Source organism: Paenirhizobium naphthalenivorans, from assembly GCF_007992095.1.
Lineage (GTDB): Bacteria > Pseudomonadota > Alphaproteobacteria > Rhizobiales > Rhizobiaceae > Allorhizobium > Allorhizobium naphthalenivorans.
In genome coordinates, this window is record NZ_BJZP01000012.1 from 16,733 (window position 1) to 39,902 (window position 23,170).

General features: G+C 60.2%; 16 protein-coding genes. 11 read left to right on the forward strand and 5 right to left on the reverse strand.

Annotated elements, in window-relative coordinates:
• The first annotated feature begins 61 nt into the window (after positions 1–61).
• The 3 genes from RNA01_RS13090 (at position 62) to RNA01_RS13100 (ending at position 9,872) form a co-directional block, all read left to right on the forward strand.
• Entirely contained in the window at positions 62–7,618 is a 7,557-nt protein-coding gene (locus RNA01_RS13090) for a type I polyketide synthase (protein ID WP_147180661.1), read from the forward strand.
• Between the two features lie 18 nt (positions 7,619–7,636).
• The gene (locus RNA01_RS13095; protein ID WP_147180662.1) at positions 7,637–9,016 is read left to right on the forward strand and encodes an aminotransferase class I/II-fold pyridoxal phosphate-dependent enzyme; all 1,380 of its coding nucleotides are present in this window, start codon (positions 7,637–7,639) and stop codon (positions 9,014–9,016) included.
• A gap of 64 nt (positions 9,017–9,080) precedes the next feature.
• Positions 9,081–9,872, forward strand: coding sequence for an SDR family oxidoreductase (locus RNA01_RS13100; protein ID WP_147180663.1), 792 nt, complete (start codon positions 9,081–9,083; stop codon positions 9,870–9,872).
• A gap of 12 nt (positions 9,873–9,884) precedes the next feature.
• Here RNA01_RS13100 and RNA01_RS13105 read toward each other — a convergent pair whose 3' ends face one another.
• Positions 9,885–11,048, reverse strand: a complete 1,164-nt coding sequence (locus RNA01_RS13105; RefSeq protein ID WP_235916617.1) for a capsular biosynthesis protein — start codon at positions 11,046–11,048, stop codon at positions 9,885–9,887.
• A gap of 463 nt (positions 11,049–11,511) precedes the next feature.
• Between RNA01_RS13105 and RNA01_RS13110 the strand changes: the two genes are divergently transcribed.
• The gene (locus tag RNA01_RS13110; RefSeq protein ID WP_235916618.1) at positions 11,512–12,597 is read left to right on the forward strand and encodes a capsule polysaccharide biogenesis protein; all 1,086 of its coding nucleotides are present in this window, start codon (positions 11,512–11,514) and stop codon (positions 12,595–12,597) included.
• Positions 12,598–12,745: 148 nt separating this feature from the next.
• Positions 12,746–13,894 (forward strand): polysaccharide biosynthesis/export family protein, encoded by a 1,149-nt coding sequence (locus RNA01_RS13115; protein WP_147180755.1) that lies wholly within the window; start codon positions 12,746–12,748, stop codon positions 13,892–13,894.
• Positions 13,895–14,013: 119 nt separating this feature from the next.
• On the opposite strand, the gene RNA01_RS13120 is transcribed toward RNA01_RS13115, so the two are convergent.
• The 3 genes from RNA01_RS13120 to RNA01_RS13130 all read right to left on the reverse strand — a co-directional run bounded on the left by RNA01_RS13120 (position 14,014) and on the right by RNA01_RS13130 (position 18,203).
• Positions 14,014–14,757 carry a Bax inhibitor-1/YccA family protein gene (locus tag RNA01_RS13120; protein WP_147180666.1) on the reverse strand — a complete coding sequence of 248 codons (744 nt, stop codon included), beginning with the start codon at positions 14,755–14,757 and terminating at the stop codon, positions 14,014–14,016.
• Positions 14,758–14,946: 189 nt separating this feature from the next.
• Positions 14,947–17,493, reverse strand: a complete 2,547-nt coding sequence (locus RNA01_RS13125) for an ABC transporter permease (RefSeq protein WP_147180667.1) — start codon at positions 17,491–17,493, stop codon at positions 14,947–14,949.
• Positions 17,490–18,203 carry an ABC transporter ATP-binding protein gene (locus RNA01_RS13130; RefSeq protein ID WP_147180668.1) on the reverse strand — a complete coding sequence of 238 codons (714 nt, stop codon included), beginning with the start codon at positions 18,201–18,203 and terminating at the stop codon, positions 17,490–17,492. The genes RNA01_RS13125 and RNA01_RS13130 overlap by 4 nt, the downstream gene beginning before the upstream one ends.
• A gap of 85 nt (positions 18,204–18,288) precedes the next feature.
• On the opposite strand from RNA01_RS13130, the gene RNA01_RS13135 reads away from it, so the two are divergent.
• Positions 18,289–18,936, forward strand: a complete 648-nt coding sequence (locus tag RNA01_RS13135) for an arylesterase (protein WP_147180669.1) — start codon at positions 18,289–18,291, stop codon at positions 18,934–18,936.
• A 66-nt stretch (positions 18,937–19,002) separates the two neighbouring features.
• Positions 19,003–19,596 carry an RNA 2',3'-cyclic phosphodiesterase gene (thpR, locus tag RNA01_RS13140; protein WP_147180670.1) on the forward strand — a complete coding sequence of 198 codons (594 nt, stop codon included), beginning with the start codon at positions 19,003–19,005 and terminating at the stop codon, positions 19,594–19,596.
• Here the strand turns inward: thpR and RNA01_RS13145 are convergent.
• A complete protein-coding gene (locus RNA01_RS13145) occupies positions 19,503–20,009 on the reverse strand; it encodes a low molecular weight protein-tyrosine-phosphatase (protein WP_147180671.1) in 507 nt (168 codons plus the stop codon). The two genes, thpR and RNA01_RS13145, sit on opposite strands and share 94 nt — an antisense overlap.
• 33 nt (positions 20,010–20,042) lie before the next feature.
• Here RNA01_RS13145 and RNA01_RS13150 point away from each other — a divergent pair, with 33 nt between their 5' ends.
• The 4 genes from RNA01_RS13150 (at position 20,043) to rlmN (ending at position 23,088) form a co-directional block, all read left to right on the forward strand.
• Positions 20,043–20,345, forward strand: a complete 303-nt coding sequence (locus RNA01_RS13150) for a 4a-hydroxytetrahydrobiopterin dehydratase (protein ID WP_147180672.1) — start codon at positions 20,043–20,045, stop codon at positions 20,343–20,345.
• A gap of 57 nt (positions 20,346–20,402) precedes the next feature.
• Positions 20,403–20,795, forward strand: coding sequence for a YkvA family protein (locus RNA01_RS13155; RefSeq protein WP_147180673.1), 393 nt, complete (start codon positions 20,403–20,405; stop codon positions 20,793–20,795).
• A 304-nt stretch (positions 20,796–21,099) separates the two neighbouring features.
• Positions 21,100–21,603 (forward strand): invasion associated locus B family protein, encoded by a 504-nt coding sequence (locus tag RNA01_RS13160; RefSeq protein ID WP_147180674.1) that lies wholly within the window; start codon positions 21,100–21,102, stop codon positions 21,601–21,603.
• Between the two features lie 321 nt (positions 21,604–21,924).
• Positions 21,925–23,088 carry a dual-specificity RNA methyltransferase RlmN gene (rlmN, locus tag RNA01_RS13165; protein ID WP_371864068.1) on the forward strand — a complete coding sequence of 388 codons (1,164 nt, stop codon included), beginning with the start codon at positions 21,925–21,927 and terminating at the stop codon, positions 23,086–23,088.
• Positions 23,089–23,170: the final 82 nt, after the last annotated feature.

Here is a 23,170-nt window from a genome sequence, read left to right on the forward strand (position 1 = left end):
ATCCGTGATTAGGCGCTAGACTGATCAGCTGCGAACCAATGAAACGCTGCGATATAAGTATATGACAGTAGAAGTAATCGGGCGTGCATGCGCCGCACCTGGGGCTAGATCGCCTGAGGCACTGTTCGATATGATGCGTGCGGGAACCTGCGCTGTCACGAACATTCCTGGCGATCGCTGGGACCGTGCGCGGTTCTGGCATCCTCAAATGGGCGTGCCGGGGAAGTACTACACCGATGCGGCGGGTGTGCTTCAGGATATCCATGCTTTCGATCCGGCCCTGTTCGGTATTTCGCGGCGCGAAGCAACGTTCATGGATCCGCAGCAGCGCCTTTTGCTAGAGCTCACTTGGCGCGCGCTCGAGGATGCCAATCTTTCGGTGGCAAGTCTGCAGGGCGAGCGGGTTGCTGTCTATGTCGGAGCCTCCGGCCTGGATCATGCCAATCTGTCTATTGAGGATCCGGCCGCACCCGGTCCTTATTTCATGACCGGCAATACGCTCTCGATTGTCTCCAACCGAATCTCCCACGTTTTTGGCCTCAAGGGACCGAGTCTGACTGTTGACACAGCCTGTTCATCCTCACTCGTAGCCCTCGATCACGCAGTGCGTGCCATCAATTCTGGCATTGTCGACACCGCGATTGTCGGCGGCGTCAACATGCTGTTGCATCCTATGCCCTTCGTCGGCTTTGCCCAGGCGCGTATGCTGTCTCCGGATGGGTTGTGTAAGGCCTATGACAATGACGGCATCGGCTATGTCCGTGCCGAAGGTGGTGCCATTCTCGTCTTGCGCTCGTCCGAGCGCGTAGCCCGAGAGGGCGATCGCAGCCGAGCGCGGATCGTTGCTTCGGGCATAAACGCGGCCGGTCGCACCAATGGCATTTCCTTGCCATCGCGCGAGGCGCAGGCCGAATTGCTGATGTCCATTTATCGCGACGCCGTTGATCCGCGCGATGTCGCTTTCGTCGAAGGCCATGGCACGGGCACCAAGGTCGGCGATCCTGCCGAACTCTGGTCACTCGGCCAGGTGATTGGCATGCGCCGCGAGGAGCCGGTGTGGATCGGCTCGATTAAGACCAATATCGGCCACACCGAGCCCGCCTCCGGTTTGCTGGGCGTGATCAAGGCCATGCTTGCGCTTGAGAATAACTATCTGCCGGCGTCGTTGCATTTCGATACACCAAATGAGGATGTCGATTTTCAGGGGCTCAACGTGCGCGTCGCGGACAAGCCGGTCGTGCTCGAAAAAGGCGATCGGCCCCGTCTTGCGGGGATCAACTCCTTTGGTTTCGGCGGCGCCAATGCCCATGTCGTGATCGCCGACCCGCTGGTATCCAACGTCGCTGCCATGTCCACGGCCAGCGAGGTGGACGCGCCGCGGCTGTTAATGATAAGCGCCCACACGGCTGGCAGCCTAAAGCGACTGCTTGCCGACTATCGCGATCGCCTCGATACGGCCGCAGCCGAGCTCGATGTTTCGGCACTGATCGCCGCCGCGAGCGCCAACCGTTCGGCGCTGCGCCATCGGTTTGTCGTCGCAGCGGGTCGCGCCAAGGCGATTGAAGCCATCGACGCCCATCTTGGCGGGACTGAGAGCCTGGCTGAGACCGGGGAGGCCCTGTCGCGTGATCCGAAAGTTGCGCTGGTTTTCTCTGGAAATGGTGCGCAATGGGCTGGCATGGGGCTGGAAGCGCTCAGGCATAACGATGCCTTCCGCTGTTCCTTCGAGCGGATCTGCGAGCTTTTCTTGCAGCAATCCCCCATCGATCTGAAGACGGCGCTCAGCGATCCCGAACTGGACCAAAAGCTGGCGGATACCAAGGTTGCTCAGCCGCTGCTGTTTGCCATTCAGGCGGCGCTGACCGACAGCATGGTGGAAATGGGGCTTTGCCCCACTTCGAGCTTTGGTCATTCGGTCGGAGAGGTGGCTGCGGCCTATGCGGCCGGGGCGCTGTCACTGGAGGACGCGGTGACGGTGATCGCCAAGCGTTCGCTGCACCAGGACGTGCTGGCGGGCGAGGGTACCATGGCCGCCGTCAAGCTCGGCGAACAAGCCGCTGCGGAACTGATCCGGTCGCTCGGACTTGATGATCTCGAGGTCGCGGCGATCAATGCGCCGAACTCGGTGACGATCTCCGGCTCCTATGAGAATATCAAGCTGTTGCGCGAGCGTGCCCGCAAGCGCAGGGTGGCGGTCCAGCCGCTCGACATCAACTATCCCTTCCATCACCCGCTGATTGACAAGTCGCGCGATGCGTTCCTGGCCGACATGCCGCCGATCGCGCCGCGTCGTGGTGATACCGTGTTCATTTCGACCGTAACCGGTACGGCAATCAACGGCGACGCGCTGACTGCTGAATACTGGTGGCGCAATGTTCGCCAACCTGTCAGGTTCCAGCAGGCCGCCGAAGAGGCGATGGCACTTGGCTGCAATGTCTTCATCGAGGTAACACCGCGCGCCATTCTTGGCGGATACCTGTCAGAAATCGCCAAGCAGCGGTCGGCGTCGATCAATGTTGTCGACACGCTGTCGCGAGATGACGGTCACCTCGACAGCGACCCTGTGCTTCAGGCCATGGCCCGCGCCATTGCCTGTGGAGCAGCGGTCGACCCGGCCAAGGTGTTCGGCAAGCGTAATGCTTTCGTCTCCCTGCCAGAACTGCCGTTCGAGAGGATCGACCTCCAGCCTGACAGGACCAGCGACCGGGCCGATATCTACGGCCGGGACAGCGAATACGGCTATTCGCTTGTCGGTTGGCGCATTGACCCGAATGGCACGGCCTGGAAAAACCATATCGATGCGCATCTGTTCCCGGATCTTGCCGAACACGTTGTCGACGGACGCTCGATTTTGCCGGGCAGCGGCTTCATCGAGATTGCCGTCTCGGCGGCAAGCCAACTCTATGGGCAGTCACGCGTCGAGATCAGCAATCTCGAAATCGTCCGTCCGCTCGAGCTCAGCGAGAGCCGGCTGATCGAGCTCTCTACGCTGATCTCTCCGGAAACCGGTGACCTTGAAATACGCTCGCGTGAGCGGCTGAGCGAGGACGACTGGACGATCCACGCGGTTGCCCGTGTTCGCAAGCTTACCGCGTCCGAGGCGCGCCCCGTCCCTATTCTGCCGCAGATCGCGGTTACCGTGGAGATCGATGCGAAAAAGGCCTATGGCATCGCCTCGAATTTCGGCCTCGATTACGGCCCACACTTCCAGCTGATGCAGCGCACGATCTGTCGCGGCGATCGGCTGATAGAAGTGTCGCTTGGCGAACCGGCGGCGCCGGCTCATCCGATGTTGGGCTATAATCTCAACCCCGTTTCCGTCGATGCCGTCTTTCACGGTCTGGTCGCATTGTTCGACCGGTTCAGCGGCGACCATCGCGGCGCGCCCTATATTCCCGTTCGTTTCGGCCAGATCCGTATTGATCGCACCGGTGCCACCATCCGGCGGGCGGTGATCGAGATCGACAGGCTGAGCCCGACCTCGATCAAGGCACGGTTCCACCTGTTTGACGCCGACGGAGAGCGGGTCGCGACGTTTGAGGATTGCCGGTTCCGTCGCACCTATCTTAAGCAGCGCAAGACGCTGAATGCGCTCTCGTTCCACTACGAGGCGCTGTCCTCTTCTGTCGCCGGTCGAGCCGTGCCGGACAGTGCTTCGGCGCCCGATGCAATTTCTTGTTTTGCCCATTTGGCTGAGACCGGGCTCGACAACGAGACGCTGCTGTTCAATGCGGCGATCATGCGGTCGCTGCATGATATGGCGAGTGTGATTGCCGCCGACAAGCCGAGCTTCTCTGCTGACGACATGCCAAAGGATGTGGAGCTACGGATGTTCCTGTTCAACGGCTTGCATATGCTCGCCGATGCAGGTTTCATCGAGCAGCGTAACGGCGAATGGATCATCGATCCTGAATGCCCGCTGCCGCCGGTCGCCGAACTGCTCGGGGAGCTCTACAAGGACTGTCCGGACCGTGCCGTCGAGGCCGTGTTGATCAATGATGTCTATTGCGAAGTGCTTGATCGTCTGGCGCAGGGCGAGGGTAGGCTGGTCGTAGGCGAGGACGGCGCGCCTCGGCGCGATCATTTCCTCAGCGAAGCGACGCTGGAACACCAAGAAATCCATTCAGTTGCAGCCCGCTCGCGGATCGCCGTCCTTCTTGATGGTGTTCGCGCATGGTTTGACCAGCGGCCATCTGAAGGTAGCCTGAAAATTCTCGAACTCGGCAGCACTTCTGTTCGCTTTAGTCGTGGTCTTGCCGAGGTCGCGGCCGACCATGGTGCGCGACTGGTGATTTATGAACCGGATGGCGCTTTGCGTCATCGCCTGGAACTCGCTTTTGAGGACCAGCCACATGTTCAAGTCGCATCCCGCGAGGAGCTGGCGGCGCTTGAGCCGGCCGATTTGGTGGTTAGCGCCAGCAGCCAGCTGCGCAATCTGGTCGAAGCGGACTTTGCCACGGAGAAGGGCGTCGGCATTCTTTCCGGAGCCCAGGGGTTGCTCGCCGTCGTTGAAGCACCGGCGTTGTTCCATGATTTCGTTTCAGGCCTCTCCGAAGGCTGGTTCGCGCGCAGTCAGGCGGCAGAGTTCCCGATCGGAGCGCTGGCGACTGTCAGTGATTGGCGCGAGATTCTGTCGGGCCTCGGTCTCGGCTCGGCCGATGTTACATTACGCGAGATGACCGGCGGTCCAGTCATCACGATCGAAACGAAGGGCAAGGCCACGGCATCGACCGCAGTTCCGGTCACTGGATCTGCCATGCAAGTGCCTGTTCTTCTCGTTCACGACGGACGGATTTCCGCCGATGCGTTGTCGGCCGCCGCCGCGGCGCAGGGCTTCGCGGCTTTCGATGTCTTTGCCGCCAGTGGCGATCTTGCCACCGACAAGCAGAGTTTTATCGGGTTCTTCGAGCGTCATGCTGACGGCCCGCTGGACGTCATCCATGTTTCGCTGCCGTCCGGTGCCGCTGCAGATGGGTCGGCGGTTCTGCAAGACAATGTCCTGATCCTCAGCGCCTTTGCCTTGGCGCTTGCCGACTATCGTGTTTCGCTCGGCAGAAAGGCGGCGTCGGTCCGGCTTCTGGTTGCGGCACCTGGTGGCGCGCCGGTCGCCGATCTCCCCGCTGCGGACGCCGTCAGTTCGGGTCTGTGGACGTTCCTGCGTGTCCTGCGTAACGAGTTCGACTTCCTTGACGTCCAAAGCATAGATAGCGGTGCGTCGCGTCGCGGGTTGGTCGAACTGCTCGCCGATGTGGCGGCCATTTGTGCGCCGGGCGTATCCAATCGTGAATGGTGTGTCGGCGCAGATGGCGGAACCGTGTTCGAAATGCGCGCGGTGCCGGGGGCCATGCCTGAGGCGAATGCCGCCACAACAGCATTCGAGTCTGCCGTTATCCACCAGCAGGTGCCGTCGCAGGTGTCGAGCATTCGGTGGGAAAGCTATGCCGTTCCGCCGATTGGACCGGAAGAGGTCCTGGTCGAGGTGGCTGCCACGGGCCTCAATTTCCGTGATGTCATGTGGGCGATGGGTCTGCTGCCGGAAGAGGCATTGGAAGACGGCTTTGCCGGGGCGTCGATCGGAATGGAGTTCTCCGGCCATGTAGTCGCCGTCGGCAGCGATGTCGATGACCTCTCGGTTGGCGATCCGGTCATGGCGATCGCGGCTGCGGCCTTTGCCACCCATGTTGCGGTCAATCGTGCCGGCGTGGCCAAGCTGCCGGCCGGTGTCGATCCTGTCGCCGCTGCTTCTATCCCAGTCGTGTTCCTGACGGCCTATTACGCAATTGTCGAGCTCGGCCGGGCTCGCCCCGGCGAGACAATCCTGATTCACGGCGCTGCGGGCGGGGTGGGGCTTGCTGCCCTTCAGGTTGCCAAGCACTTGGGGCTTAAGGTCATAGCCACAGCCGGAACGCAGGAAAAGCGCCGCTTCGTCGAGATGCTCGGAGCGGATCATATTTTTGATTCCCGCTCGCTGAGTTTCGTCGGCGACGTACTGTCGGTGACTGGTGGAGAGGGCGTTGACCTCGTGCTCAACTCGCTGTTCGGCGAGGCGATGGAGCAAAGTCTGTCACTGGTCAAACCGTTCGGCCGGTTCCTTGAACTTGGCAAGCGTGACTATTACGCCGACAGCAAGATCGGCCTTCGCCCGTTCCGACGCAATGTCAGCTACTTCGGCATCGACGCCGACCAATTGCTCGTCCTGCATCCGGAGCTTTCACGTCGCATGCTGACCGAAATCGGCGCGCTGTTCGAGGAGGGCGTGTTTTCGGCGCTTCCTTACCGCGCTTTCAATCACGACGAAATCAGCGATGCGTTCCGCCTGATGCAGAATGCCGGGCATATCGGCAAGATCGTCGTACTTCCGCCGAAGCCCGGTGTGGACCGTGTCGTTTCGCGCGCGTCGCGAAAGATGGAGGTCGATCCTGATGGCGCGCATCTGGTCGTCGGCGGCATCGGCGGTTTCGGCCTCGTTGCAGCCGAGTGGTTGGTTGAGAAGGGTGCTCGCCATATCGCGCTATGCTCGCGCCGCGGCGTCGCGGACGCCGAAACCTTAGCTGCGATCGAGCACTGGCGTGCGGCCGGCGTCGAGGCGCATATCTTCGCCTGTGACGTGACTAGGAAGGCGGACGTCGAGAAGATGCTGACGGCGATCCGCAAGGTAGCTCCGCTCAAGAGCGTCGTTCATGCGGCCATGGTCCTAGATGATGCACTGGTCGGCAATCTCAATCGTGAGCGCAACCAGCCGGTCATCGACGTCAAGGCTAAGGGGGCGGCCAATCTCGATTGGCTGACGAGAGCAGACAGACTAGACAACTTCATTCTCTTCTCGTCCGTGACCACCCTTGTCGGCAATCCGGGCCAGGCCAATTACGTCGCGGCAAACGGTTATCTTGAGGGATTGGCGCGGGCCCGTCGCTCTGCCGGTCTTCCGGCTCTTGCCGTCGGTTTCGGCGCGATTGCTGATGCCGGCTATCTGGCCCGCAATAGCGAGATAGGTCAGCGGCTCGATCGTCGCCTCGGTAAGACGGCGATTGGTTCGCGTGAGGCGCTGCAGTGTGTCGAGGACTATATCGCTTCCGCGCCGGACAGCGTTGAGGCGGCAGTGGTGATGGTTTCCGAATTCGACTGGGGTGCCGCGCATCATCTGAGGTTGGTCGGAGAGGATCTGTTCGAGGTCGTGATGCGGCGAGCCTCGCATCATGCCGGCGGGTCCGAGGGCGGTGAAATCGACCTTGTGGCCATGACCGAAGGCAAGGCCCAGGCCGAAGCCCAGGACATCTTGTTCGACATCGTCGCCCAGGAAATCGCCAGTATCCTCAGGGTTTCGCGTGAGAGTCTTTCCAAGGACAGCGTGCTGAAGGAAATCGGCCTCGACAGCTTGATGGCCGTTGAACTGGGCTTGAATTTCGAACAGAATACCGGCTTCGACATGCCGCTCAGTAGCTTGGCTGATAACGCCACGGTTGGGGACATCACGCGGCGCCTTTATGAGAAGGTTAGATCGCGGAGCGATACCGAGGATACGGCGGCCGAGGGTTCGGACGATATGCGGATCTTCGACGAACTTAGCCGGCGTCACGGCGGAGCCGATCAGGAGGGCAATTCCGATCGGTCGGAGTGAGTGCCTTGGAGTTTTGACATGGATGAGAGCAAACGGCAGTTCATTCTGAACCGCATGAAGGGGTTGCAGAGGGACGTCGAGGACGGGCGCCGCATCCGTGGCGAACAGGCCGCGGCGCAGACGTCGGCGCGTAAGCAGCCAGGCTTCGCCGATCTCCCCGAGTACAAACAGGTCGTCATGCAGCAGCTTGCCGGCCAGCATCTCGGCATGGACAATCCCTTCTATCGAGCCCATGAGGGCGCCAGCGGTGCGATCGCGCAAATTGCTGGCCGCAGCTTCGACAATTTCGCTTCTTACGACTATCTCGGCCTCAATCATCATCCGGACGTACTGGCGCGGGCTGCAGGCGCGCTGGAAACCTTTGGCGTGTCGGCTTCGGCCAGCCGTCTGGTGGCAGGTGAGCGGACCATTCATGCCGAACTTGAAGAGAAAATCGCCGATGTCTATGATGCGGAGACTGCAGTCTGCTTCGTCAGCGGTTATCTGACCAATGTCGCGGGCATCAGCTCGCTGGTCGGGCCGAAAGACTTGGTGATCCACGACGAATTCATCCACAACAGCGCATTGGCAGGTATCCGGCTGTCGGGTGCGACGCGCCGTTTCTTCAAGCACAATGATGTGGCCGACCTCGACCGCGTGCTAAAGACGTTGGCGGGAGACTACGAGCGGATACTGGTGATCGTCGAAGGCGTCTATTCGATGGATGGTGACATCGCCGATCTGCCGGCGCTGCTACGTCTCAAGCAGCAATACGGTTTCTGGCTGATGGTCGATGAAGCGCACTCACTCGGCGTTCTCGGTGATACGGGTCGCGGTGTATTCGAGCATTTCGGCATCGCCGCCGGCGAAGTCGATATCTGGATGGGAACGCTGTCCAAGACCAGTTGCAGTTGTGGCGGCTACATTGCGGGCAACGAGGCGCTGATCACGTTGCTGAAGGCCCAGGCCGGTGGGTTCGTCTACAGCGTGGGCCTAGCACCGGCACTGGCTGCGGCGGCAATCGCCAGTCTGGAAATTCTCAAGGCCGAACCGGAGCGGACGCACCAGCTGCGGCACAACAGCCGACTTTTCCTCGACCTGGCACGCGAGCGCGGGCTCGATACGGGGCTGAGCCAGGGCTATTCCGTCGTGCCGGTGCTCGTGGCCGATTCGCTGCGGGCCGTCCAGCTGTCGAACGAATTGCATGCCGATGGGATCAACGTGCTGCCGATTATCCATCCGGCGGTGCCGGAAGGGCTTGCGCGCTTGCGGTTCTTTATTACCAGTGCCCATACAGAGGCACAGATCGCCCGGGCCGTCGATCGCACGGCAACGATTCTCGAGCGTCTCAAGCAGGAGAATTTCGGCTTGGCCTCGTTCGATGCCGGCCAGTTGATGGCCCTGTTCGCCAAGTCCTGACCTTAGTGTGACGTGCCTGTCCCTTGACTGCGCATACAGTCCGCTGAACCCTCCTGAGGTGCCCATGCATGTCGTCATCACCGGAGGTTCGAGTGGTATCGGTCTTGCTGTGGCGCGTCTCTATGTCGAACGCGGGGTGCGGGTCACGCTGATTGGGCGAGGACTGGAGCGATTGGAAGCGGCGCGGGAACTAATCGCAAGCGAAACCGGTCGGCCGGGCGATGACATTGGCATTCTCAGTGTCGATGTATCCGACGATGCTGCCGTTCAAACAGCGATCGCGTCGGCCGAGGCGGTTGCCGGCCCCTGCGATATTTTGGTGACATCGGCCGGTGTGGTCAAACCGGCACCGTTCGAAAGACTGACTGGTACCGAGTTTCGGCGGCATGTGGATACCAATCTACATGGTACGGTGCATGCCATTTCCGCAGTCTACGCCGGCATGAAAGCGCGCCGACAGGGGAAGATCATGATCGTCTCGTCCGGGGCCGGACTGATTGGGCTGCACGGCTATACCGCCTATTGCGCATCGAAATCGGCACTTGTCGGTTTTGCCGAGGCGCTGCGGGTTGAATCCCGGTCACACGGGATCGCGATTTCAATCTGCTTCCCGCCTGACACTGATACGCCGCAACTGGCAGAGGAGCTGAAACTGCGCCCACCGGAGGCCGTCCGGATGATGGGCAGTGCCGGTCTGTGGAGTGCCGAGGCTGTGGCCCGGCGGATTGTCCGGGGACTGGATCGAGGCCATTCGGAAATTTTCTTCACGCCGAGCCTCTATCTGCTCGCCCGTCTCGGCGGTATCGCCAAGCCTTGGATCTACCGCTGGTTTCACCACTCTACGAGACGACGTTAGCCGTCTTGGTACTTACAGTGCCGATAGTTCCGCTTCGTAGCGAAATGTGGCCGCTCCCTGAGTGCGAGGCGAGAGATAGGGCGAGGGCGTAAGAATGCGCTCAATCATTTCACGCGCCCCGCTTTCGATCGCTTGCTTGCCTATAAAGCCGCCGCGCACCTGAACGGTGGCGATCAGGGCGCGGGCCAGGGCGTCGGGCATGTCTGCTTCAGGGACCTGAGGCCTCGTCCAGAAAGACGCCAGGGTTCCTTGGTGCGTCAGACCGGGAATGTCGTAGATCGAGGCGCCAAGACTGATCACCGGTTTTCTGGCCAGCAGACCCGTCAGTCCGACGGTGGAGTTCACTGTGACGACACCCTCTGCGCGCGCGATCAGCCGATCGAGATCACCGCCGTCGAGCAGGTCGACCCGGTCGGCGACGCCCTGTGCCTGCGCCATGCTGGCGATCCTCCGCCGCCAGTCGCTCAAGCCGTTGTCGATCGGATGCGTCTTGAACAGCAGGCGAGCGTCTGCTGGCGCATGCCGGGCGAATGAGCGAATGACGGCCTCGACAAGCCGGAAAAGGTCGCCGATCGGCGCATGGATGCGGATCTGGTAATCGCCCGGCAGTTGCAGCGGAAACAGGAAGAAGCGGGGTCCTGTCGCTGGCGGCGGCGGCAGATATCGGCTTTCGATCGTCGTTGCTTGGCGGCGGCGTCGTCGTGCAGTCAGGCCCTTGCCGATCCAGCCGGCATATTCGACGGCTGGATGCACCGGCCCATGGGTTCGGTAGTTCGGGTGCAGAAGCCAGCCGAACAGGACGTTCGGTACGTGGAAGGCCAGATCCAGCAGGGCATAGGCCAGAAAGCTCGACCGGAAGTGTCCGTTGAGATCAGCAGGTGGCGCATTGGCGGCGATTGCGCGGACGGTCTCAGCATTGCGGGGAAAGCGGGAACGGCCGGACATGCCGTCCGGCTCGATCGTCAGCCAGTCAGGCCTGAGATAGCCATGTTCGAAGACGTGTACGCGAATGCCAAGCTTGCGGGCGGTATCGATCGCTGCGGCATGCTTTGGCCGACCGTCGCCGAGCATCAGTATGTCAGTTATTCCCTTGTCGCTACAATAGCGTTCGAAAAACTGCGGCCAATCGACGTCCCTGCCCGTGAACCAGGTGGCGCGGCGCGGCCACCAGTACATGGCATCGCCGAGACAGAAGTTGATTTTGTGAACCGTAATACCGCGCCCTTCCGCTGCCGAGGCAAAGCCTCTCAAAAAAGGAGAGGCTGGCCCTTGGAGGATCAGCAAGACGAAAGGTTGCATGACGGTCACTGGCGGTCTTGTTCATCGGATGGTCGCCACTTATAGTCGCGGCCGATCCTCAGGTAAAATGTTTGTGATGTTGAAAATGGTTCGGAATGCCCTCCTCTGTCTCTAGTCTGTGGTGCGTCCTTTGATGCCGTCGTCCGGGACGCGATCCTCGATCCTTTTTCTTCAGGGGCCGCCCTCCACATTCTGGCGGCAACTTGCCGACGCCTTCGAGGCGGCCGGGGTGCCCACCCATCGCGTCAATTTTTCGCTGGGCGATCAGCTTTATTGGCGTAAGCGCGGGGCTCTCAACTACCGTGGATCACTCAAGCGCTGGGCGGCCTATCTTGAGGCATTGATCGAGCGGGAGGGTATCACCGACATTCTCTATTACGCTGATCAGTTGCCCTATCACGCTGTCGCGCGTGAGGTTGGGCAACGACTCGGTGCGCGTTGTCATGCCATGGAATTTGGCTATCTGCGCCCGGACTGGATTACACTCGAGCGTAACGGGATGGGGCGCTTATCGCATTTCCCCAACGATCGCGAAGTTATCGCGGCCATTGCGGAAAAACTCCCTGCACCGGATCTGCACGTGCTCTATCCCCACACTTTCGGTCAGGAAGCGTTTAACGAGGTCGTTTATAACCTGACCGCCTATTTCGGACGCCCATTTTTCCCGCTCTACCGCGACGACAAATACTACAGCGCGCTCGTTGACTATTTGCCATGGGTGGTGCGCGCGTTGCATCGCAAGGCGTATGCTCCCACCGACCTTTACGAAAAAGGGCATGTGCCCTTCCATATCCTGGCATTGCAATTGCAAAGCGATTACCAGATCCGCGCCAATTCGCCTTATCAGCACCTCAGTGAAATGCTGGAGGAGGTCATCGGATCCTTTGCCAGACACGCGCCGAGTGAAACCTTCCTTGTGGTCAAGCAGCATCCGTTGGACAACGGTCTGGAACGTTGGGGCAGATGGGTCGAACGTATTGCGCATAGGCATGATGTCGCCAGTCGCGTGATCTTCATTGAACAGGGCAATCTTGCGGCTATGCTGAAGACGGCCTTGGGTGTCGTCGTGGTGAACTCCACCGTCGGTTTGCACAGTCTCAGGGCGCGTGTGCCGACGATGGCCCTCGGCTGTGCCGTCTTTGACATACCCGGCCTTACCCACCAGGGCAGCCTCGACAGCTTCTGGGCCAGGCCGGAACCCGTCGATAAGGCGCTGCTGAAGTGTTTCATCAAGGCACTGGCGGCGACGATCCAGGTCAAGGGGAATTTCTACCATCAGGAAGGCCGCAAGGTTGCCATCGCGGAGATCGTTCGGCGTCTTCTGAGCGAGCAAGTCAATCAGCCGGGTGCCTTTGCTGATCCGCCTCCACGCTGGTCCTCGCCGAAGGCCAATCCGCGGCATATCGGCAACACCGGCAGCAGATAGTGAATATGCCTATTGGTCAAATTTTAGCTTCCGTAAGCTATTATGGTTCTACATCTGGCAGTCCGGCTTTTTCCCGTGCTATGGGACATCAGCTGAGCCAGATTTTCTTGCAGTCGGGAGTGCCAATTTGAAGCGGTTTGTTGTTGTCATGGTTTGCGCGGGCTTGGCGGGCTGCGAAGCTGTTCCAGGTGCGGGTCCGTTGGCTTCCGAGATCAATGGGCAGGCCGGTAAGTCTTTCTCCGATGTTCATCGTCCCAATGCGGCTGTCTTCGAGGTTGTCGATGTCAATGCCCAGAGTGCACGTACCATCGCGGACTTTTCCGTGGGCATGCTGAAGCGCCGCTTCGGCATCGGCGGTGCGGCGCGCAATGTGGTGATCGGTGTCGGTGACCAGTTGCGTGTAACCATTTTCGAAGCCGGTGGCGACGGGCTTTTCTCTACGCAGGATTCGAAAAAAACCGATATCGATGTGATCGTCCAGCCGGACGGTAAGGCTGCGATTCCCTATGTTGGCCTGGTCCAGTTCAGTGGTAGAACGCTTGAGCAGGCGCGCCAGGCCGTACTGAAAGCGCTGGTCAACAAGGCAGTGGAACCTGATGTCATCATCAGCAGTGGCGGTACGTCTTCTCGTAATGTCACAGTCTCTGGTGCGGTCGGTAAGCCATCTATGGTGCCGCTTGGGCTTTCTGGCGAAACAATCATGGAAACCATCGCCAAGGCTGGTGGTCCCGCGAAGCAGCCTTACGAATCTTATGTAACGCTGACGCGTGGCAGAAAGACCGGCACAGTTCTTCTGCAATCGATCATCGAAAACCCGTCGGAAAATGTATTCGTCGAGCCGAAGGATCAGATTTTCGTTACCTACGATCCGCGCACGTTCACGGCGCTCGGGGAGGTCTGGAAGAACGGCCGCATTCCGTTCGGCTCCAACGACGTTAACCTGCTCGAAGCGATCGCGCTGGCAGGCGGCGGCTCGGACGAGCGGATCGACGCCAAGGGCTATTTCGTTTTCCGCTACGAAGAACCGGAGATCGTCTCCGACCTTCTGTCACCGGAACGCTTCCACGAACTGCTGGCGAAAGGCATGAAGCCGAACAAGGAAGGCCGCTACCCGATCGTCTATCGCTTCGACATGTCTGTTGCCGACAGCCTGATCGTGGGGCAGACATTCCCCGTCAAGGCCCGCGACGTGATTTACGCCTCTCGCCATCCGGCCGTCGATATCGCCAAGTTTGTGCGTATGATTTCGGCTCCGCTTTCCGCTGCGCGTACCGGTCAGATCATCGCCAATCAATAGACCTTCACTCAGGGGCGGACTTTATCTGCAAGCAACAAAAAACCCGCCGGATGACCGGCGGGTTTTGTTTTTATTGGACAAGACGGAACGAAGGCCGCCCGCGTCTTCTAAATTCCCTGTTAGTCGCGATTGCCGAGGAAACGCAGCAGGAACAGGAACAGATTGATAAAGTCGAGGTACAGTCGCAGTGCGCCCATGATCGCTTTGCGACCGGCAATATCTCCGCCATCGCCTTCGTAATAAGTCTCCTTAATGCTCTGCGTATCGTAGGCTGTCAGGCCGGCAAACAGCAGGACACCGATCACGGAGATGGCGAAATCGAGCGCCGAGGAGGCCAGAAAGATATTGACCAGCGACGCGATGATCAGACCGAAAAGGCCCATGATCAGGAAAGAGCCCATGGCCGACAGGTCACGCTTGGTCGTGTAACCATAGAGCGAAAGGGCGCCGAAGGAAGCGGCCGTTACGAAGAAGGTCTGCACGATGCTCGCGCCGGTGTAGACCATGAAGATCGATGACAGCGATAGGCCCATCAGCGCAGCATAGACCCAGAAGGTCGTTTGCGCGGCGGAAACGCTCATCGTGTGGATCTTGAAGCTCAGGAAGAACACGAGCGCCACCGGAGCAAAAATGACCACCCACTTCAACGGGCTCAGATAGATGGCTTGGCCGAAGGCCGTCAGCTGGCCGTCGCTGATCGCCATCTGTGCCGTGACGAATGCAGCAATACCCGTGATCGCGAGACCGAGTGCCATCAGGTTGTAGACCTTCAGCATATAGGTGCGCAGGCCCTCATCGATCATCGCCGCCGACTGGGCGCCAGTCTGGCCCGTTCGACTTTGGTAGTTGCGGAGTTCAGACATTGTATCCTCTCTTCAAGCTCCGAAATGGTTACGGTGTCGGGCTTCATGCCCAGGCGCCGCTGCGAAGCTTCAGCATGCCTATGGCCAATATGAGGTTTCGGGGACTGCCCCACAAGACCTGAGTTCCTCAAATTGGCGTTATCACTAATCCGTCGCTCCAAAATGTTGGAAGCACCCAGACGGCTGGAGCTAAAGTTCCCTCAACACTGGCGCCGCCTTCTGCCCGAGAATGCGCCAAGTTCCTGCAAGCCCGATGCCGATGGTGGTGATCAGCGACAAGAGAATGGTCGTGAGCGCGACATCGGGCAGGAAGGCGGATGGCAGGCGCATGATCTGGCTGAGCACGAACCAGGCGATGCCGCCGCCGGCGACAAGGGCAAAGCAGGCTGTCGCGGCGCCTAAGAGGGAATATTCGTAGGTGAAGGCACGGATCAGCATGGCGCGCGTGGCACCCAGCGTCTTCAATACAACCGCGTCATGGGTGCGGGCGCGGTTGCCGGCGGCAAGCGCACCGGAGAGCACCAGGATCGAGGCGATCAGGGCAATTGCCGCCGCGGCACGGATGGCTGTCGCCAGCTGCCCGACCAACCGGTCGACCACATCGAGCGCATCCTTAACACGTACGCTGGTGATCGTCGGATAGGCTCGGGTCACGGCCTTGAGAATGGCGGCTTCTTCGCTGGCGCTTGCCTGTGTGTCGGTCAAGGTCGCAAGCCAGGCGTGCGGTGCGCCGGCAAAAGTATTCGGTGAGAAAACCATGACGAAGTTGATTGACAGGCTTTCCCACTCGACCTTGCGGAAATTGGCAATCTTCGCAGTGATATTTCGGCCGAGAACATTGACTGTCACCGAGTCACCGATCTTCAACCCGAGTTCACGGGCCTCCGCCGCCGAAAAGGAGACGAGCGGCTCGCCGGTGTAGTTCGCCGGCCACCATACCCCCTCGACGATGGAGGCATTTTCCGGGACGCCCTCGGAATAGGTGATGCCTCGGTCGCCCCGCAGCACCCAGCGCCCTTCCGGTGGCACATCCATCTTGGCAACGTCCGTTCCGTTGAAGGCGAGGATACGCCCGCGCAGCATGGGAACCTCGACCAGCTTGCCGTTCGGCGCTTCGCGTTGAAGAATGGAGCGGAAGCCATCGATGTCGGCCTTCTGAATGTCGATGAAGAAGAAGTTGGGCGCGCGCTCTGGCAGGTTGGCGCCCAGTTCGCGCCGCAGGTTTCCGTCGATCAGGGCCAGTGCCACGAGCAGGCTGAGCCCCAGCCCGAGCGAGAGCGTCACGGCCGGGGTCAAGGCGCCGGGGCGATGGATATTGCCGATCGCCAGCCGAAGTGCTGCGGACGGCACGCGTGGGCTGTGCTTCGCGAGATAGGCGATCCCCAATGCGACAAGGCGGAGCAGGACGAAGCCCGCTGCCATCGCGATGAGGAAGATCGTCGCGATGCGGCGGTCTTCCGAGCTGAAGATCGCCAGCGCCGCCAGGGCGGCGAGTGCAAGGGCCGTTGCGGTCAGGTAGGGCCAGGAGGGCAAGCCACGACGTTCGAAACCCTGTTCGCGGAACAGGGCAGTTGCCGGGACCTGGCGGGAATAGCCGAGCGGAATGATGGCGAAGGCAAGTGTCACCAGCATGCCGAAGACGGCCGCGAGCAGAAGAGCACCCGGATAAAGCGTCGGTGCGGTCGAGATCGGCAAAAAGCCGGCGAGGTAGTGGGCGGCCACGAGGGGGGCGACTGCACCCAACGCGAGGCCGGTAAGGATACCGATCAGCGCGACCATGGCGATCTGGAAAAGGTAAACCATGGCGACCACCGACGCCGGCGCGCCAAGACATTTGAGCGTGGCGATGACAGTGCGCTTGGAATCGAGAAAAGCGCGCACCGCATTCGCCACGCCGACGCCGCCGACGACCAGCGATGTCAGGCCGACAAGGGTAAGAAATTGTGAGAAGCGCTCGATGTTCTCGGTCAGCGACGGCGCGGCGCGATCGCTGGTGCGGATCGACCAACCGGCATTCGGCATCTCGCCCTGCGCTTTCTGACGGATCGCCTCCGGGGTCATCACAGCGGCACTGAGCCGGATCTTGTAGGCATGTTCGACCAGGCTCCCAGTTTCGACCAATCCACTCGCTTTGAGACCTTCCAGGCTGGTCAGCAGACGTGGCGCAAAGCCGAAACCGTCGGATATGGCGTCGGGTTCGGTGACGATCCTGGCGGTAATGACAAAGCGTGCCTTGCCGATCAGGACCTCGTCGCCGACAGAAAGCCCAAGCCGCTCAAGCAGGAGCGGGGCCGCGACGGCGCCGAAGCGCCCGTCTTGCGTCGCGATCAGTTCGGAGAGCGGGCGGGCGGGGTCGGCGGTGAATGTGCCGTACAGCGGGTAGGCGCCATCGACAGCCTTTACTTCAACCAGCGACTGGTCGGATGCGTCGGGTAGGCGCGCCATGGAGCGCAGCACGGTCGAAACGGCGACATCGCCCAAGCTGCCCAGAAAGTGCATCTCCTGCGGGCTGGCCTCGCGATTGTTCAACTCGAAGCGGACGTCGCCGGCGAGCAGGGTGCGGCCTTCGGAGGCGATCGATCCGGTGATCGCGGTGGCAACGGAATTGACTGCGGCGATCGCTCCGGTTCCGAGCGCGATGCAGGCGAGAAAAATATAGAAACCCTTCAGTCCGCCGCGCAGCTCACGTCGCGCGATGCGGAAGGCTATCGCGACCCTGTTGGTAAAGCGCATCATGCCGTCTGGGTTTCCGCAGGCCGATTGATCGTGGCCGCATCCGAAGCCACCTGGCCCGAGGCGACCCGCACCTGCCGCGAGCAGCGCGCTGCCAGTGCAAGGTCATGGGTGACGAGCACCAGCGTCATGCCGCGTTCGGCCTGTTGGGCGAACAGCAGATCGGCGATCTGTTGACCGGTTTCAGTGTCGAGATTTCCGGTCGGCTCGTCGGCGATCAGGACGGCTGGCGAGGGGGCGAGCGCACGGGCGATCGCGACGCGCTGTTGCTCACCGCCGGAGAGTTGGCCGGGATAATGACCGAGTCGCTCGCCCAGACCGACGGCCTCCAGTTCGCGCCGGGCAATGTCAAATGGGTTGCGGACATTGGCAAGTTCAAGCGGAATGGCGACGTTCTCGAGCGCGGTCATATTGGCGATCAAGTGGAATGACTGGAAAACGATGCCGATGTTCTTGCCGCGAAAATCGGCGAGTGCATCTTCGCCAAGTTCGTGCAAACGCGCTCCGTTGACATTGATCTCGCCACTGTCGAGGCGCTCGAGGCCGGCAAGAACCATCAGCAGCGTCGACTTGCCCGAACCGGACGGGCCGACAATGCCGACTGCCTCGCCCTCGTCGATGATCAGGTCTATGCCCTTGAGCACATGCACGGACGCGGCCGCACTACCCAGCGTCAAGTCGGCCTTCTTCAGTTCGATGATGGTTTTTCTCACGCGTCCTCGTCCTATATATCTGAATATCTGACGCGAAGAAGAGTTCGCGCGCCGTTGCCGCACATGCCAACTTAGGAAAGCCCCGATGAGATTTAAAGCGATGCTCCTTCATTTCGCCGTGATCGTCGGTGGGCTCTTTACGTTCGGCCTGGCTGCAGCTGCGGAACCCGTGCAACTGGTTGGCTTCGGCGACAGTCTGATGGCTGGCTATCAGCTTCCGGCGGAGCAATCGCTCACGGCCCAATTGGAAAATGCGCTTGTCGCCAAGACTGTCGAGGTCAGGATCGCCAATGCCGGTGTTTCCGGCGATACGAGCGCCGGGGGGGTGGCCCGGGTTGATTGGTCGGTGCCAGAGGGAACGGACGGCGTGATCCTGGAACTTGGCGCGAACGACGCCTTGCGCGGTATTCCCCCGGAGGAAACGGCTAAGAATCTTGAGGCCATCGTCGGTCGGCTGAAGGAACGCGGCATCGCCGTTCTTCTGGTGGGCATGTTGGCGCCGCCGAATATGGGGGCGGACTATGGCGAGCGCTTCAACCGGATCTACCCGCAACTGGCGGCAAAATACGGTCTCGCCCTCTATCCGTTCATCCTCGACGGCGTCGTGAATCGTTCGGAATTGCAGCTGGAGGACGGGATGCATCCCAACGAAAAGGGCATCGCCCTCATGGTCGAGCGCATGCTGCCGGTCGTGCGGGACTTCGTGAAGACCATCGAAGGCACGCCGAATTAGGGGCTTGCGTCTTCAGGGATTGCGTGATTCGCTGTGAGCATCTGCAAAAGATTCGGGGAGCTCGCGATGCCGAGAATATTCACTGCCCTCGAGATTCCGCGTAGCGCGGCGTTGAGCCTCTCCCTTTTGCGCGGCGGCCTGCCTGGTGCCCGATGGATCGATGTGGAGAATTACCACATCACCCTGCGTTTCATCGGAGATGTCGATGGACGGACCGCCGACGAAATCGTCGACCGCCTCGACCGCATTGACCGACCGGAATTTACACTCAAGCTGAATGGTATCGGATCCTTCGGTTCGAAGAAGCCCCATTCCATCTGGGCCGGTGTCTCTCCCGCCCCGGAGATGTTCGCTCTTCAAGGAGAGATCGAGCGCATTTGCCAGCGCATCGGTCTGCCGCCGGACCCGCGCAAGTTCATGCCGCATGTGACGCTGGCGCGCCTCAAGGCCTGCCGCGTTGATGACGTCGTCCATTATCTTGCCGGGCGCGGCGATTTTCAAACGGCGCCATTCACCGTTGGTCGCTTCGTCCTTTTGTCCTCGAAGGAGTCGGTGGGCGGCGGACCTTATCTGACTGAAGAGGTCTTCCCGCTCCATGAGGCCCGCTCGACCTCCAGCTTCTCGATGATGGACGTGCAGCCAGCGAAGAGCATGTTGTAGACCTTGTGGAAGCCGTCGATCCCGCCGTAATACGGGTCGGGCACGTCAGTCTCGGCGCCGAGCGCATAGGTGCCGAAAAGTGCGATGGTTGCCGTGGCCTCTTGCGGCGCCATTGTTTGCAGATGACGCAGATTGCTGCGATCCATGGCGAGGATCAGGTCAAAACGATCGAAGTCCAAGGGGTCGACCTTGCGTGCGCGTAAGCAGGAAATGTTGATGCCGTGCTCCCGGGCGACGTCGACAGATCGGCGGTCGGGTGGATAGCCGATATGCCAACCACCGGTGCCCGCCGAGTCTGTGGGAAAGGCATCTGCCCCGCCTGCCTTCGTCGCCAAATGGCGAAAAATCCCCTCGGCCAGAGGTGAACGGCAGATATTGCCGAGGCAGACGAAGAGCACTGAATAGGGAGGCATCGGGAAATTCCCTCGCGGCTGGAAGGTTTGGTCATGACATATGAGAAACTGGATTATACGGCAATCGGCGAACGGCTTGACGCCTTTCCTCACTGGTCGCTTGCTTCCGATGGAAAGGCAATCTCGCGCCGCTTCGTTTTCGCCGATTTTGTCGAGGCCTTTGCCTTCATGACGCGCGTGGCGCTTGCCGCCGAACGACTCAATCACCACCCTGATTGGTCAAACGTCTACCGCCGCGTCGATGTCACCCTGACCAGCCATTCTGTGAAAGGTCTGACGGAGCTTGATTTTCAGCTTGCGGCGGTGATGGACGGTGCTACAGGCCCTGGCAATTGATTTTAGCCGGGCAGTTCCCATATCATTCCCGTATCCTAGAACGAGGACCGAGAGGCGATGGACGATATCAAGATCGGTGAAATCCTGTTGCCCGGCGACGAGGAGACTCAGGAGCGCCAAGAAGGTAATGTACGGAAGAAATTCTGGCCGACGATGAGGAAAGCGGCGCGCCAGATACCCTTTTCGCGCGATGTGATCGCCGCTTTCTATTGCGCCACGGATCAGCGGACGCCGCTTCGTGTCCGGGGCATACTGCTCGCCGCGCTCGGTTATTTCGTTATGCCATTCGATGCCATTCCCGACATGTTCGCGCTGGTCGGATTTACCGACGACATTGCCGTTCTGACCACGGCCATTGCCTTGATCAACGGCCACATCAAGGAACGCCACTATGACGCGGCCGACGAGATACTGTCTGATGAGCCGCTTGCGGAGAAGGCGCGCGCCTGACGGGAACCCGTGACCAGGGGGGATCCGGCTGGGTAAGGCAATGGATGACAATGAATTTCGCCTGAGCCCAACTCTCGCCAGATTTCTTCTCTTTAGATCCCCGATGAGGGGAGTGCTGCATTCGAGCCTTGCGAATGTCTCGAAATAAGGCGATTCTCTCCCCGAAATCGTGGTTTGCGGCCGAAGCTGTTTCTTGTTGACGCTTTGGTAACGTAAATTAAGTCATACTGAATCAAGTTTTGACGATGAAGTGTCCGGCTCATCTCCACCGGGCGATGGATGGACAAGCAACCGGCAGGAAGACATGTTCGTAAGAAGTAGCGTAACCGCATTGGCAATCATTCTGACAAGCAGCACGCTGGCTGCGGCGCAATCGCCGACGCGTATCGAGCAGTTCAAGGCATGGGGCGCTTACTCCTATAAGTCGAACGGCGGGAACGTCTGCTACGTGCTCTCCGTGCCGACCGCCAAGGAGCCCGCATCGGTCAATCATGGCGACATCTTTTTCATCGTGTCGCAACGACCCGGACAGAACATCTCCTACGAGCCCCAGGCAATGATGGGATATGCGCTCAAGGAAGGTTCCAAGGTCAATGTGACGATCGATGCGAAGAGCTTTGCCATGTTCGTCAAGGATAGCTCGGCATGGGTTGAGAACGCGGCCGAAGAGCCAGCCCTTGTCGCTGCGATGAAGGGTGGTACGAACATGAGTGTCAAGGCGACCTCGGCGCGTGGAACTGCGACAAGCTATACCTATTCGCTGTCCGGTATTTCGGCGGCACTGAAGAAGATCGAAAACTGCAAATAAGGCTTGCAGAACGGCAAAGTGAGCAAGGGTCGGCGGCGTGCCGGCCCTTTTGCCGTTTATGCCGCTTGGTATGCTCGTGCGACATTCGGCGTGACGCAGGGCAAAAAAACTGCTAAACGCCCCGGAAATGCCGGACTGTCGGGCCATCGGATCCCGTTCGGCGCATTTTTCTAAGGTTCATTCAGGATCGGGTGCGATCGTCGTAGCAGCGGCGATCCGGCCGTCTTTGATCGAAAGGGTTCAGACGACATGGCTGTGATGGAAAGTGTGATTGGGCAGGATGACGCTCGCCCCGCGCCCATCGCCAAGGCGGCGGCGGAAATGCCGACCCTGATCGGTGCGAGCCGCGAGGAGCTTGGTGCGATGCTGCGCGACAAGGGTGTTGCGGAGCGACAGATCAAGATGCGCGTCAGCCAGCTGTGGAACTGGCTCTATGTGCGCGGCGTCTCGGACTTCGATGCTATGGTAAATGTCTCGAAAGACATGCGCGAGATGCTGAAGGCCAACTTCACCATCGCTCGACCGGAAATTGTCGAGGAACAGATCTCCAACGACGGCACCCGCAAGTGGCTGCTGCGCTTTCCGCCGCGTGGCGCCGGTCGTCCGGTGGAGATCGAGGCGGTCTATATTCCCGAGGAAGGCCGCGGGACACTGTGCATTTCCAGTCAGGTCGGCTGTACGCTCACCTGTTCTTTCTGTCACACCGGCACGCAGCGTCTGGTGCGTAACCTGACGGCCGAGGAAATCCTCTCCCAGCTTCTACTGGCGCGCGACCGGCTCGGCGATTTCCCCGACCGGGACGTGCCACAAGGCGGAATGATCCCGTCGAGCGACCGTAAGATCACCAATGTGGTGATGATGGGCATGGGTGAGCCGCTTTATAACTTCGAGGAAGTGAAGAAGGCGCTGTTGATCGCCTCCGATGGCGATGGGCTTTCGCTGTCGAAGCGCCGCATCACCCTCTCGACCTCCGGTGTCGTGCCGGAAATCTACCGGACCGGCGAGGAGATCGGCGTCATGCTGGCGATCTCGCTGCATGCGGTGCGCGACGATTTGCGCGACATGCTGGTGCCGATCAACAAGAAGTATCCGCTGAAGGAACTGATCGAGGCTTGCCGCGCCTATCCGGGGCTGTCCAACGCGCGGCGCATCACGTTCGAATATGTGATGCTGAAGGACGTCAACGACAGTCTGGAGGATGCCAAGGGCCTCATCCAGCTGTTGAAGGGGGTTCCCGCCAAGATCAATCTCATTCCGTTCAACCCCTGGCCCGGCACCAACTACCAGTGCTCGGACTGGGCGCAGATTGAGAAATTCGCCGACTTCATCAACCAGGCCGGCTATGCTTCGCCGATCCGCACGCCGCGGGGGCGCGACATTCTCGCCGCGTGCGGACAGCTAAAGTCGGAGTCCGAGCGTATGCGCAAGACCGATCGTCTGGCCTTCGAGGCGATGATGATCGCCAACCATGGCGAAGATGATTGAGTGCTGAGGTGACTGGATGCATCACGATAATTCATTGACGTTGTATTCTGTCATGAATTGATTTTGGGCGTGGCCTTACCTA

Excerpts from the sequence above, each read along its gene's own strand:
- RNA01_RS13090 (WP_147180661.1), top strand. The coding sequence starts at position 62 with ATGACAGTAGAAGTAATCGGGCGTGCATGCGCCGCACCTGGGGCTAGA.
- RNA01_RS13095 (WP_147180662.1), top strand. The coding sequence starts at position 7,637 with ATGGATGAGAGCAAACGGCAGTTCATTCTGAACCGCATGAAGGGGTTG.
- RNA01_RS13100 (WP_147180663.1), top strand. The coding sequence starts at position 9,081 with ATGCATGTCGTCATCACCGGAGGTTCGAGTGGTATCGGTCTTGCTGTG.
- RNA01_RS13105 (WP_235916617.1), bottom strand. The coding sequence starts at position 11,048 with ATGTACTGGTGGCCGCGCCGCGCCACCTGGTTCACGGGCAGGGACGTC.
- RNA01_RS13115 (WP_147180755.1), top strand. The coding sequence starts at position 12,746 with ATGGTTTGCGCGGGCTTGGCGGGCTGCGAAGCTGTTCCAGGTGCGGGT.
- RNA01_RS13120 (WP_147180666.1), bottom strand. The coding sequence starts at position 14,757 with ATGTCTGAACTCCGCAACTACCAAAGTCGAACGGGCCAGACTGGCGCC.
- RNA01_RS13125 (WP_147180667.1), bottom strand. The coding sequence starts at position 17,493 with ATGATGCGCTTTACCAACAGGGTCGCGATAGCCTTCCGCATCGCGCGA.
- RNA01_RS13135 (WP_147180669.1), top strand. The coding sequence starts at position 18,289 with ATGAGATTTAAAGCGATGCTCCTTCATTTCGCCGTGATCGTCGGTGGG.
- thpR (WP_147180670.1), top strand. The coding sequence starts at position 19,003 with ATGCCGAGAATATTCACTGCCCTCGAGATTCCGCGTAGCGCGGCGTTG.
- RNA01_RS13145 (WP_147180671.1), bottom strand. The coding sequence starts at position 20,009 with ATGCCTCCCTATTCAGTGCTCTTCGTCTGCCTCGGCAATATCTGCCGT.
- RNA01_RS13150 (WP_147180672.1), top strand. The coding sequence starts at position 20,043 with ATGACATATGAGAAACTGGATTATACGGCAATCGGCGAACGGCTTGAC.
- RNA01_RS13155 (WP_147180673.1), top strand. The coding sequence starts at position 20,403 with ATGGACGATATCAAGATCGGTGAAATCCTGTTGCCCGGCGACGAGGAG.
- RNA01_RS13160 (WP_147180674.1), top strand. The coding sequence starts at position 21,100 with ATGTTCGTAAGAAGTAGCGTAACCGCATTGGCAATCATTCTGACAAGC.
- rlmN (WP_371864068.1), top strand. The coding sequence starts at position 21,925 with ATGCCGACCCTGATCGGTGCGAGCCGCGAGGAGCTTGGTGCGATGCTG.